Below are 12,322 nucleotides of genomic sequence, written 5' to 3' on the forward strand. Positions count from 1 at the left end.
TTATACCGTCGGGGCTACGAACTTGTATCCGATCCCGCGCACGGTCTGCACGATCCGCGGATTCTCCGGATCGGTCTCCACCTTTATGCGCAGCCGTTGCACATGCACGTTGACCAATCTGGTATCTCCGCCACTTACGTATCCCCAAACACGTTTCAGCAAGTTCGCACGGTTCAGGGCTTCACCCGCGTGAGCCGCCAGCACGTACAGCAATTCAAACTCCGTCGGCGTCAGCTGCAGATCCACACCATCTTTGGTGGCGGTATGCTCAGCCCTATCCATTACGAGCGTGCCGCATTGCAATCGTTCAGTCAGGTCGCCCTCATCCTTGCCTGCAGGCGCGTTTACCTTGGGCATGCGCAGCCGAGCCCTGATTCTGGCCATAAGCTCCACCACCTCGAACGGTTTGGACACATAATCATCCGCCCCCGCTTCCAGGCCTTTCACCACATCGGTGGTGTCGGATTTGGCGGTAAGCATGATGATCGGCGTATTCGAGTTCTGCCGTATGCGTTGCGCCACCTGGACGCCATCCAAACCGGGGAGCATCACATCAAGCAACATCAAATCCGGCTGCAATGTCGGGAACATTTCCACCGCACGCCACCCATCCAAGCAGGTCACGGTTTTAAATCCTTCGCTCTCCAATACGATGGATAGCATCTCGCCCAAAGCCTGATCGTCGTCGACGATCATGATCAATCGTTGATTAGACTCATCCTGCATATTTCGCATTGCTTCGTCATTCCCTTCAACACTGCGTCCAAGTTTGCCCAGACTCGCCCTCCACGTTGAGCACGAACGTATGTTAACGTTCACTAGGTCAGCATTGTACACGGATATGGGTGAACTCGTCAGCGGCGGGAAGAAACGATCAGCCCCTATCACCGTTCTTCTCATGCAGGATTTTGCGAATTTTCTCCAGTCTCGGTTTGATCTCATGCTCGTAGCCGCGATCGTTCGGATGGTAGTATTCCCGCCCTGCCAGCTTGTCCGGCATGTATTGCTGCGGAGCCACGGCTCCCGGCCAATCATGAGCGTACCGATACCCCTCATGATTGCCCCAACTTTTCATCAGGGCGGTCGGCGCATTCCTTAGGTGCAAGGGTACCTGACCGATCAATCCCGCGTCCACATCGGCGAGCGCGCTGTTGATGGCGTTGTAGCTGGCGTTCGACTTCGGAGCGGTGGCAACGGCGAGCGCGGCTTCCGCGAGAATGATGCGCGCCTCGGGCATGCCGATCATGGACACGGCTTGTGCCGCCGCGACGGTGACCTGCAGTATCTGCGGAGCCGCCATACCGACTTCCTCGGAAGCTGCGATCATAATGCGCCGTGCGATGAATCGCGGATCCTCGCCGGCGCGCAACATCCGTGCCAAGTAGTGCATGGTGGCGTCCGGGTCGGATCCACGCATGGATTTGATGAATGCGGAAATCACATCGTAATGGTCGTCGCCGTCTTTGTCATAGCGCACGGTGGCCACGTCCATGACCTGCGATACCACGTCGGGAGTGATGATTGGCCGTTTCGTACCTTTTTTGCGCGCTTGGTCTCCGGTAAGCGCCCCCGCGGCGGCTTCAAGGATCGTCAGTGTTTTTCGCGCGTCGCCTCCGGCCATACGCACGATTTCGTCAACGGCTTCGTCGTTGATTTTGACTTCGTTTTTAAGCCCACGCTCGCTTTCGATGGCCCTGTTGATGAGCGTTTTCAGGTCGTCGGGTTCCAGCGATTCGAGTTTGACGACCACGGATCGGCTTAACAACGGTTTGATGATGGAAAAGCTTGGATTTTCCGTGGTGGCCGCAATGAAAGTGACGTCACGGTTTTCCACGCTTGGCAGCAATGCATCCTGCTGCGATTTGGAGAATCGGTGCACCTCGTCGATGAACAGTACCGTTTCCTTGCCCTCCGCAACAAGACGATCATGGGCGCGTCTGAGTACATCCCGCACGTCCTTGACGCCGGAGGTGACTGCGGAAAGCTCTTCGAAGACTCGACCGGACTGTTTGGCCACAATATAGGCAAGCGTGGTTTTGCCGACTCCGGGAGGTCCAAACAGAATAATGGAGCTCGGCGCGGTCAGCGAGCCTTTAGACGCCGGATTGGCGAGTCTGCGCAGAGGAGAGCCCTGTCCCAGCACCCGCGATTGGCCCACCACTTCGTCCACGCTCGACGGACGCATGCGCACGGCCAGCGGGCGTGTCATATCTTCGGGAGCGTCCATCGCACCAAACAAATCCTCAGTCATAATTTCTACTGTACCGCAACATACGCAATAATTCGAACACACGTTCGACATTTGAGTTCATGCCAGCCGCTAGACTGGCAATCATGGCTGACGATACGAATTACGGTTCTTTGGGCGCCTTGGCGCCGAATTGGAGCGATGGCGAGCGCAACATCGACACGGACGAGATCTACGAGCGCTTTTTCGAGTGGGTGGCGGACGTCAAAGGTGTTGAGCCGTGGCCCCATCAGGAAGAGGCCATCATGGACCTGCTCGCGGGCGATCATGTCATTTTGAACACGCCCACCGGCTCCGGCAAATCACTGGTGGCGTTGGGTATGCATTTCGCTGCGTTGTGCACGGGCCGTCGCTCGTATTACACGGCTCCGATCAAGGCGTTGGTGTCTGAGAAATTCTTTGATTTGGTGGAGGTGTTCGGTCGTGAGAACGTCGGCATGATCACCGGAGACACGCACATCAACGCCGATGCGCCGATCATCTGCTGCACTGCGGAGATTCTTGCGAACCAGGCATTGCGTGAGGGCCGTCATGCCGATGTCGGCTGTGTGGCGATGGACGAATTCCATTATTATGGCGATTCGGAGCGTGGTTGGGCTTGGCAGGTTCCGCTGCTGACATTGCCGAACACGCAGTTTTTGCTGATGAGCGCCACATTGGGCAACGTCGATGCAATCGCCGACAAGTTGGAGGACATGACGGACACGGACGTCGACATCATCGCCGATGCGCCGCGTCCGGTACCGTTGACGTACGAGTACACGCTTGACCCGTTGGAGAAAACCGTCGAACTGGCGTTCGGCAGAGGGGAAACGCCGATCTATGTGGTGCATTTCTCCCAAGACGCCGCATTGGAGACGGCGAACGCCCTGGCGAGCACGGGAGTGTCCAGCAAGGAGCAACGTGCGGCCATTGCGGAGGCGATCAAGGGCACGAAGTTCACCACGGCGTTCGGTAAGATTCTGCAGCGTCTGCTGCGTACCGGCGTGGGTATTCACCATGCAGGCATGCTTCCCCGCTATCGCCGTCTGGTCGAGCAACTCGCCCAGCAGGGTCTTCTTCCGGTGATCTGCGGCACTGACACGTTGGGTGTCGGCATCAACGTGCCCATTCATTCCGTGGTGTTGACCGCATTGACCAAGTTCGATGGCACGAAGATGCGCAAGCTGCGTGCCCGCGAATTCCATCAGATCGCGGGGCGTGCGGGACGTATGGGCTTCGACACGGAGGGCTTGGTCATCGCCGAGGGTCCGGAATTCGAAATCGAGAACGCCAAGGCCCTCGCCAAAGCGGGCAACGACCCGAAGAAGCTCAAGAAAGTCAAGCGCAAGAAGGCGCCTGAGGGCTTCGTCACGTGGAATGAGAACACGTTCGATAAGCTGATCGACGCGGACCCTGAAACTTTGGTGCCGCATATGAAGGTCACGCATTCCATGGTGTTGAACGAAGTGGCGCAGGGCGGCGACGCACGCTACCGCATCGATCGCCTGATCGACGATTCTGCGCAGACTCCGGAACAGAAGGAGCGTCTTCATGATCGTGCCGACGAGATCTTCCAGACCTTGTTCGACACGAATGTGATCGAAACGGAAGACCGCGATGATGGTGGCAAGGACTATTTCATGACCGTCGACATGCCGGATGATTTCGCGCTTGACCAGCCGTTGAGCCCGTTCCTGCTGGCTGCGTTGGAACTGCTTGATCCGGAATCGGAAAGTTACGCGCTTGACGTGATTTCCATGGTGGAAGCCACGTTGGAGGATCCGAAGCAGGTGTTGCGCGCGCAGGAACGTCAAGCCCGCGACGCGGCGATGATCCGCATGAAGGAAGACGGTCTTGACTATGACGAACGTATGGACCGCTTGCAGGAGATCACGTATCCGAAACCATTGGAAGACATGCTTCAGGCTGCGTTCGACGAATACCGTCACGATGTGCCTTGGGCCAATGATTATTGGTTGAGCCCGAAATCGGTGATCCGGGACATGGTCGAAACGGCCTCCGATTTCACCGGTTACATCGCGCGCTACAATATCGCCCGCTCCGAAGGCACGCTGCTGCGCTATCTGTCTGACGCATATCGCGCGCTGGCGCGTACCGTTCCTTTGGAGAAGCGCAACGAACAGTTACGGGACATCATCTCCTGGCTGCGCGTTGTGGTTCGTTCCATCGACTCCTCGCTGGTCGACGAATGGGAGAACGCGGGAGCCGGCACCGACGCTTCCGAAGCCGCCGCGAACCTGGCCGCGCCCGGCGCGAAGCAGGCCGTGGTGGAGGATCGTCGAGGCCTCACCGTGCTCGTGCGCAACGCCATGTTCCGCCGCGTACAGCTCATGGATCTCGACAAACCCGACGAGCTCGGCGCGCTTGACAAAGACTGGGGTTATGGCGTTCACGAATGGGAGGATGCGCTCGACGACTTCTACGATGAGCACGAATACGTCAACACGGATGCGAAGGCCCGTAGCCGCGAACTGTTCATCCTCGACGATTCCAAGGAGAACAGCGAGCACAGTTGGAAGGTGCGTCAGATCATCGACGATTCCGATGGCGACCATGATTGGGCCATCACCGGAACCGTCGATTTGGACACCACACAGTCGAGCGGCGAAGTCGTGTTCTTCGACTACAGCGTTTCCAACTGACGTCGCATCTCGTCGGCGTCGACTTCCAGGGGCGGCCAGATCATGTTCATGTTCTTCAATACGTTACGGAGCAGTTCAGACACAACCGCCCTTGAATACCAACGATTGTCGGCAGGCACCAGGTACCAGGGCGCCTGCTCGGTGCTCGTACGCGCGAACACGTCCTGCCATGCGGCCATGTAGTCGTTCCAACGGGCACGCGCTTCAAGGTCGCTGGGGTCGAACTTCCAATATTTGGTCGGATCCTCCAGCCTGCCGAGGAAATGCTCCTTCTGCTCTTCTTTGCTCACCACAAGGAATATTTTGATGATGGAGCATCCGTCCGCAACCAATTGCGATTCGAATCGGTTGATTTCGTCATATCGCGCCTGCCATACCTCTTCCGGATAGGTTTTGTAAATGCGCGGCATGACGATATCTTCATAGTGCGATCTATCGAAAATGGAGATCCAACCATTCTGCGGCAGTTCCCGTTTGATGCGCCACAAATAATCGTGGTCCTTTTCCTCGCCTTTGGGAGCACCGAAACCGTGATAATGCATGCCCATCGGATCGCCCTGGCTGAATACGTGACGCACGATGCCGCCTTTGCCGGAAGCATCCATGCCCTGCAGAATAATCAACAGACGACGGCGGGAACCTTTCACTCCATTGGCGTACATAAGCCGCTGATATCGTGCGATTTCAGAAGAACTGATCGCAATGAATCGTTCCGCATCATCTTTGTTGCCGTCGAAACCCGGCGTGGAATCGCCATCGATTGCAGCGACCCTCGTATCATGATGGAATCGCAATAACTGACTGGGCGGAAGCGTCCACACGGAACTGAGCAACTCGCTGGCCTTGGCAACATTCGCAAGCCCTTCGGCAACGGAACTGCAGTTCTCCCCCTTCTCAAGCCTGTCCTCAACCTTGTTCAACGTCTTCGCAATGGACGACGTCTTCGCATCCTTGTCTTTGTCTGACATGTCAAGCCTCCTCGCTTGTCCCCTATGATAGACGATGCGGCGATTGAACCGTGGCATCGCCGCACCCAATCGCCGCATCCCGCTTTTCTGACGTTTTGTCTGACTTCTTTCACGCAATAGGGCGCCGATTCCTCGCTCTTTGCAAGAAACCAGCGCCCTATCGGTCTTCTCAGATCAAATGACGTCACTGCTTGGGCTTATCACCCTTTGATTTGTCTGACTTCGGCTTGTCGAATCTCAGCTTGTCCTGCTTGGACGTATCTTTGATCGGCCTGCCGTTCTTATCGAACTCGACTTGGCTTTCCGGATGCGTCTCATCGAATCCCTGAACATAGCGGGTCTGACGCCAATGGCGAATCGACGCGTTGGAACCACGATGGTGCACATGGTACAGGCGCTGGGCACCGCCAAGCGGCACACCTTCCCTAGCCACGGCGATCTGGTTCACGTTCGACGGATCCATAATGGCGATCGGAGCGACCGGTTCCGGTTCGGCAGGTGCCGCAGTGTGCTTCTGCATGCGTTCCGGCAGCCATTCCGCAAGACGGCTCAGCAGCCAGCATGCGATGAAGTAGATGACGGCAGCCACAACCAATGTCTGCAGAATATTGAAGTACATCGAACCAAGTCGACGCGATTCCTGCAGCAAATCGGTGTACATGATGATCGAGCCGAGAGCGGTATCCTTCAGTACCACCACCAACTGCGTCACGGCGGCAGGAAGCATGGCGTAGATGGCCTGTGGCACTTCGATTTCCATCAGCGACTGCGTGCGGGTCAAGCCCAAGGCGAGCGACGCCTCACGCTGGCCGTTCGGCAGGTTGCCGACACCGGAACGAACCAGCTCGGCCACCACGGAACCGTTGTAGATCACCAATGCGAGCACCACAGCCCAGTATGCGGGGCTTGACATGCCTGCGAAAGCGAACCAACGCCAGAAGAAGATCATGAGCAGCAGCACAGGGACCGCACGTGCGAACTCAACGATGGCGCCGGAAACCGCACGAATCACGATATTCGGCAGCAGACGGCCGATACCGAAAATCAGACCGAACAGCACTGCGCCGATCACTGCCAACACGGAAGCTCGAATCGTGGCCCACAATCCGGGCAGATAGAAATCGGTCCATGCTTCAGCGTCAAGCGCCGGCTTCCACAACTCCCAGCTCAGCTGGTTCTCGCCATCCGGCGGATTGTGAAGCCTCATGAGAATGAGCACAACTACGATTGCAAAGACAATGCCGGCAATCCAGTTGACGATACGAATGGTTTTACGGGTCTTAGGACCGGGCTGGTCGAACAGCACCGCGCTTTCATCGCTTGCCATGGTGCGTCACCTCCTCACCGCGAGCTTGTTGGACAGATACGTGGTCAGCATGCCGATCGGAATGATCAGAATCACATAACCGAATGCGAAGATCAGGAAGATCGGAACAATCACGTCGGAACGGTATTCGATCATTTCGCTCATCAACGACGAGGTTTCGGTGGCGACGGAAGCCGCGGCCGCAACCGTGGAATTCTTCAGCAATGCGATCAACGTGTTGCCCAGCGGTGCCACGGAGCCACGGAACGCCTGAGGCAGAATGATCTGGGTGGCGGACTGCATGAAGTTCAATCCCAGCGCACGGCAGGCTTCAGCCTGGCCAAGCGGCACGGTGTTGATGCCGGATCGCAGCGATTCGCACACGAAGGCCGCCGTATACAGGCTCAAACCGGTGACGGCAAGCCAGAAGAAGTTGGTGGCGAACGTGTCGGAGAAGCTGAGCTTCAGCTGCGCGTAGGCACCCAGCACCATGAACACCATGATGATGGTCAACGGCAGGTTCTTGAACAGCTCGACGTAAGCACCCGAGACCATACGCAGCGACGCGACCGGCGAGATGCGCATCATCACGAGGATGACGCCAAGAATCGTGGAGAACAACGCCGACCACAGGGTCAGTTCAATGTTCACCAAGAACGCAGCCGGCACATTGTACTGGCTGAACAATGAGATGAACGCTTCCATTATCTCTCCCCCTCAGTCGGCTCCGGCGGATTGTACTTCGCGTTCGGCGTGTATGCGGTGCCCTTCGTGTTGTCGGAAATGGCACGCTGCCAAGAACCATCCTGGATCATATCGGCGATGGCGTTGTTGATCTGGGTGGCCAGCTTCGTATCGCCCTTCTTGATGCCGACGCCGTAATACTCCTGGGTGAACGGCTTGCCGACCACGCGCAGACGGCCGCGGGACGCGGAGGCAAGACCAGCCAAAATAATGTCGTCGGTGGTCACCGCATCAACAATGCCAGAGAACAGTGCGGTAGCGCACTCCGCGTAACCAGGCTGCTCCATGAGCTGCACTTCGTTGGCGAACTTCTCCTTGACGGTGACCGCGGAAGTGGAACCGGTTACGGAGCACAAACGCTTGCCGTTCAGATCCTCAGGTCCCTTGATGGAGGTTTCGTCCTTACGCACGAGCAGATCCTGACCCGCAACGAAGTACGGTCCAGCGAAGGAGACAACCTTCTTACGTTCGTCGGTGATGGAATACGTGGCGACGATGAAATCGACATCGCCATTCTGCAGCATGGCCTCACGCTGCTTCGACGGTGCCTCCTTCCATACGATCTGGTCTTCGGAATAGCCGAGTTTCTTGGCGATGTACTTGGCCACATCCACATCGAAGCCGACATAGGTGCCGGACTTCTTGAATCCCAAACCAGGCTGGTCGAACTTGATACCGACGCGAATCTTGCCATCGGCGTCGTCCGCGCCACAGGCGGACACTGCGAACACGCATGCGCATGCGCAGAAGGTCGCTATAACCCTGCGTAGCATACGCTTCGCCCTCATAGAAAGTCTCATATCGAAAATCCTTCTTCTGTCTTATTCCCGTCAGTCATTTCAGTGGGTGAGAATCTTCGACAGGAAGTCCTTGGCACGATCGGTCTTCGGATTTTCAAAGAAGTCCTCCGGCGTGCTCTGCTCAAGAATCTGGCCGTCGGACATGAACACGACCTTGTCGGCCACCTTGCGCGCGAAGCCCATTTCGTGGGTCACGCACAGCATGGTCATGCCTTCGTGAGCCAGCTCCACCATGACGTCAAGCACTTCATTGACCATTTCCGGATCAAGTGCGGACGTCGGTTCGTCGAACAACATGACCTTCGGCTGCATGGCAAGCGCTCGGGCGATGGCGACACGCTGCTGCTGACCGCCGGAAAGCTGCGATGGCATCTTGGAAGCCTGCGAAGCCACTCCCACTCGGGAGAGCAGGTCCATGGCGAGATCCTCGGCCGCCTTCTTATCCATGTGGCGCACCTTGATCGGCGCAAGCGTCACATTCTCAAGAATGGTCTTGTTGGCGAACAGGTTGAACGACTGGAACACCATGCCGACCTCGGCACGCAGGCTGGCGAGCTCCTTGCCTTCCTGGGGCAATGGCTTGCCATCAATGCGAATATCACCGGAATCAATGGTTTCCAAACGGTTGATGGTGCGGCACATCGTGGACTTGCCGGAACCGGATGGACCGACGATGACCAGCACCTCGCCCTTCTTGACGGTGAGGTTGATGTCCTTGAGCACATGCAAGTCACCGTAGTGCTTTTCAACGTGGGTCAATTCGACCAGCGGGCGGTCGCTGTCTTCCGTACCCGGCATGATCGGGCGCGTCTCTTGCGTTTCTTTGATATCTGTCATACGGATAGTATATGAAAGCCATGTTTCCGCGGCCGTCACCACCCCCTGACGTGCTCGAAATATGAGACAACGTTGTCCCAAAATGCATCATAGCGCGTTATCGACCGCAATACCGATATCTTGAGCGCCGTACGTGGCAGCTACCACCATCGTGGCAATTCGATAGCCAGCACCGCTATTACGAACAATACAACCACCGCACCGAACACCACTCGTTCGGGCACCTTGGATTTGAAACCATCCACAACGCGACGCCATGTATCACCAATGCTCATGCATACCAACGTAGGAACGCCAAGCAACGAGAAAGAGCCGAACAGGCGAACGCAAGATGAATTTCACCCTACATTCGCCTGTCTTTTACATGCAGATTCGTATGACCATCCGTCACACGATCGCAGCATTTCATCCGCGATCAGCGATTAAGCAATCGCCGGGGCCAAGAGAGCACTCAGAGCACTTTGGAAAGGAACGTCTTCAATCGTTCGCTCTTTGGATGGTTGAAGATCTCGTCCGGAGTGCCTTCCTCCTCGATCACGCCGGCGTCGGTGAAGATCACGCGGGTGGCCACTTCGCGGGCGAAACCCATCTCGTGGGTCACCAGCACCATGGTCATGCCGTCTTCGGCCAGCTCACGAATGACTTCGAGCACATCACCGACCATCTCCGGGTCAAGCGCCGACGTGGCCTCGTCGAACAGCATGACCTTCGGACGCATGGCCAAGGATCGTGCGATGGCAACACGCTGCTTTTGACCGCCAGACAACGAGCGAGGCATGACATCGGCCTTTTCGGCCAATCCCACGGTTTTCAGCAATGCCATCGCATGTTCACGCGCCTGCTCGTCGGTTTCCTTGTGCACCAGTTTCGGCGCAAGCGTGATGTTGTCAATCACGCTCATGTTGTTGAACAGGTTGAAATGCTGGAACACCATGCCAACCTGCTCTCGAACCTGGTCGATGTTCACATGCGGATCACCCAGATCATGACCGTTGACCACGATCTGGCCGCTGGATGCCTGTTCAAGTCCGTTCAGGCAACGCAACATGGTGGATTTGCCGGCACCAGACGGTCCGATGATACAGATCACCTCGCCCTTGCGTACCGTAAGATCGACGCCTTTGATGACTTCCATATGACCATAGTTTTTATGCAGATTCTTGACGTCGATGATCACTTCGCCATCATTGTTGCCGTGATTGCAGTTCTCGCTCATCGATTCACCTTCCTGTCAACGATATTGGCCAGCCATGTGAGGATGGTGATGGCCACGAAGTACATCACACCGACGATCAGCAACGTTTCGGTGACGCGGAAGTTCGCCGCATACAATTGCTGCGCCTGATACAGCAATTCACCAAAGCCGATGGCCAGCAGCAGCGAGGAATCTTTGATCATAATGACCAGCTGGTTGATGATCGACGGCATGGCGATTGCAGTGGCCTGAGGCATGATCACGCGCGCCATGGCCTGATGATGGTTGAGGCCAAGCGATCGTGCTCCCTCCATCTGACCAGAGTCAACGGACTGCACGGCGCCACGCACGATCTCCGCCAGATATGCGCCGGAATTGAGCGACAACGTCAACGCACCTGCAACCCAAATGTTCACACTGTGTCCGATAAGCTGCGGCACACCGAAATAGAAGAAGAACGCCCACACCAGAATCGGAGTGCCGCGGAACACTGCGATATAAACCTTGGACACGCCTCTCAGAATCTTGTTCTCCGATACTTTCATCAAGCCGAAAGCAACACCCAACGCCAGTGCGATCACAAACGACAGCAACGTGATCAACAGCGTGTTCTTCAGACCAGTCAGCAAAGCCGGCATCGACTGTTTGACCAGACCAAAGAAACCGACCTTCTTCTGCGCCTCACCGTCGGCACCGTTGTCGGTGACCTTGCCGGAAATCGCCTCGACCTGTTCCTTCGCGCCATCGGCACCCAAATACTGTGCGACAATCGTCTCATACTCGCCCGAAGCGATGAGCTTGTTCAGACCATCGTCGATGGCGGCCAGCAGATCGGCGTTCTTGCCTTTGTTCACGGCCATGCCGTATTCACCATGCGGCACCTTCGGAGTCACGATCTTCAAACCGTTGTTTTGGGAAACACCGTAGGCAAGCACCGGATAGTCGTCAAACACGGCATCCGCATTGCCGGATTTGACCATCTCATACATGGTTGATGACTGGTCCACGGAAGTCACGGTATAGCCGTATTCGCTTGCATGCTGTTTGGCGTAGGATTCGCCTTCCGATCCGGTTTTCGCGACAACGGTCTTACCGTCAAGATCCTTGTAGCTGGTAATACTATCGTTGTTTTCAGCGATGGCCATCTGGATACCGGACTGGAAGTAAGGATTGGAAAAATCGTAGGTCGCCTTGCGTTCGTCGGTGATTGACATGCCTGCGATCACCACATCCACCTGATTGGAGCTCAAAGCCTGCAATGCTGCATTGAAACCCAATGATTGGATGGTGACTTCGAATCCTTCTTCTTGGGCGATGGCATGGATCAGTTCCATATCGATACCGGTCATCTTGCCGTTCTCGCGATATTCGAACGGTGCGAATGTGGTATCGGTGCCGACCGCGTAGGTTTTGCCCTTGACTGCGGAGGGATCTCCGACTTCGGCGGCGTTAGCACTAACTGGGGATGCGATGAGTGCACTCACTGCCACAATCAGTATCATCGCCAACGCGAGAAGTCGCATCCAGACACCATGAAAATCATGTTTTTCCAACGATTGCTTCAAATTCATACTACAGA

The 12,322-nt window shown here is 56.3% G+C and carries 11 protein-coding genes; 1 reads left to right on the top strand and 10 read right to left on the bottom strand.

Annotated elements, in window-relative coordinates; all coding sequences use genetic code 11:
* Together mtrA and KSY55_RS04985 are read right to left on the bottom strand one after the other, a co-directional pair.
* Window positions 1-735: an MtrAB system response regulator MtrA gene (mtrA, locus tag KSY55_RS04980; RefSeq protein WP_303246371.1), complete on the bottom strand. Its 735-nt coding sequence runs from the start codon at window positions 733-735 to the stop codon at window positions 1-3.
* Window positions 736-874: 139 nt separating this feature from the next.
* The gene (locus tag KSY55_RS04985) at window positions 875-2,251 is read right to left on the bottom strand and encodes a replication-associated recombination protein A (protein WP_217749584.1); all 1,377 of its coding nucleotides are present in this window, start codon (window positions 2,249-2,251) and stop codon (window positions 875-877) included.
* An 83-nt stretch (window positions 2,252-2,334) separates the two neighbouring features.
* On the opposite strand from KSY55_RS04985, the gene KSY55_RS04990 reads away from it, so the two are divergent.
* The gene (locus KSY55_RS04990) at window positions 2,335-4,893 is read left to right on the top strand and encodes an RNA helicase (RefSeq protein WP_034880701.1); all 2,559 of its coding nucleotides are present in this window, start codon (window positions 2,335-2,337) and stop codon (window positions 4,891-4,893) included.
* Here KSY55_RS04990 and KSY55_RS04995 read toward each other — a convergent pair.
* From KSY55_RS04995 to KSY55_RS05025, 8 genes are all read right to left on the bottom strand, one after another.
* Entirely contained in the window at window positions 4,875-5,861 is a 987-nt protein-coding gene (locus tag KSY55_RS04995) for a PPK2 family polyphosphate kinase (protein ID WP_022244898.1), read from the bottom strand. The genes KSY55_RS04990 and KSY55_RS04995 overlap by 19 nt on opposite strands.
* Window positions 5,862-6,045: 184 nt before the next feature.
* Entirely contained in the window at window positions 6,046-7,188 is a 1,143-nt protein-coding gene (locus KSY55_RS05000; RefSeq protein ID WP_004223683.1) for an amino acid ABC transporter permease, read from the bottom strand.
* A 6-nt stretch (window positions 7,189-7,194) separates the two neighbouring features.
* Complete coding sequence (locus KSY55_RS05005) at window positions 7,195-7,872, bottom strand: amino acid ABC transporter permease (RefSeq protein ID WP_004223681.1); 678 nt, start codon at window positions 7,870-7,872, stop codon at window positions 7,195-7,197.
* Complete coding sequence (locus tag KSY55_RS05010) at window positions 7,872-8,684, bottom strand: glutamate ABC transporter substrate-binding protein (protein ID WP_065441003.1); 813 nt, start codon at window positions 8,682-8,684, stop codon at window positions 7,872-7,874. Before KSY55_RS05010 ends, KSY55_RS05005 begins: the two co-directional genes overlap by 1 nt.
* Window positions 8,685-8,750: 66 nt before the next feature.
* The gene (locus tag KSY55_RS05015; RefSeq protein ID WP_004223676.1) at window positions 8,751-9,548 is read right to left on the bottom strand and encodes an amino acid ABC transporter ATP-binding protein; all 798 of its coding nucleotides are present in this window, start codon (window positions 9,546-9,548) and stop codon (window positions 8,751-8,753) included.
* A 140-nt stretch (window positions 9,549-9,688) separates the two neighbouring features.
* A complete protein-coding gene (locus KSY55_RS09225; protein WP_255298649.1) occupies window positions 9,689-9,823 on the bottom strand; it encodes a hypothetical protein in 135 nt (44 codons plus the stop codon).
* A 176-nt stretch (window positions 9,824-9,999) separates the two neighbouring features.
* The gene (locus tag KSY55_RS05020; protein ID WP_004223673.1) at window positions 10,000-10,764 is read right to left on the bottom strand and encodes an amino acid ABC transporter ATP-binding protein; all 765 of its coding nucleotides are present in this window, start codon (window positions 10,762-10,764) and stop codon (window positions 10,000-10,002) included.
* A complete protein-coding gene (locus KSY55_RS05025) occupies window positions 10,761-12,233 on the bottom strand; it encodes an ABC transporter substrate-binding protein/permease (protein WP_259328509.1) in 1,473 nt (490 codons plus the stop codon). Before KSY55_RS05025 ends, KSY55_RS05020 begins: the two co-directional genes overlap by 4 nt.
* Window positions 12,234-12,322 lie beyond the last annotated feature (89 nt).

Origin of the sequence: Bifidobacterium sp. MSK.13.1 (assembly GCF_019131435.1) — a bacterium.
Taxonomy (GTDB): Bacteria; Actinomycetota; Actinomycetes; order Actinomycetales; family Bifidobacteriaceae; genus Bifidobacterium; species Bifidobacterium pseudocatenulatum.

Coding starts and splice junctions, on each gene's coding strand:
- mtrA (WP_303246371.1), bottom strand. CDS start 735: ATGCGAAATATGCAGGATGAGTCTAATCAACGATTGATCATGATCGTC.
- KSY55_RS04985 (WP_217749584.1), bottom strand. CDS start 2,251: ATGACTGAGGATTTGTTTGGTGCGATGGACGCTCCCGAAGATATGACA.
- KSY55_RS04990 (WP_034880701.1), top strand. CDS start 2,335: ATGGCTGACGATACGAATTACGGTTCTTTGGGCGCCTTGGCGCCGAAT.
- KSY55_RS04995 (WP_022244898.1), bottom strand. CDS start 5,861: ATGTCAGACAAAGACAAGGATGCGAAGACGTCGTCCATTGCGAAGACG.
- KSY55_RS05000 (WP_004223683.1), bottom strand. CDS start 7,188: ATGGCAAGCGATGAAAGCGCGGTGCTGTTCGACCAGCCCGGTCCTAAG.
- KSY55_RS05005 (WP_004223681.1), bottom strand. CDS start 7,872: ATGGAAGCGTTCATCTCATTGTTCAGCCAGTACAATGTGCCGGCTGCG.
- KSY55_RS05010 (WP_065441003.1), bottom strand. CDS start 8,684: ATGCTACGCAGGGTTATAGCGACCTTCTGCGCATGCGCATGCGTGTTC.
- KSY55_RS05015 (WP_004223676.1), bottom strand. CDS start 9,548: ATGACAGATATCAAAGAAACGCAAGAGACGCGCCCGATCATGCCGGGT.
- KSY55_RS09225 (WP_255298649.1), bottom strand. CDS start 9,823: ATGAGCATTGGTGATACATGGCGTCGCGTTGTGGATGGTTTCAAATCC.
- KSY55_RS05020 (WP_004223673.1), bottom strand. CDS start 10,764: ATGAGCGAGAACTGCAATCACGGCAACAATGATGGCGAAGTGATCATC.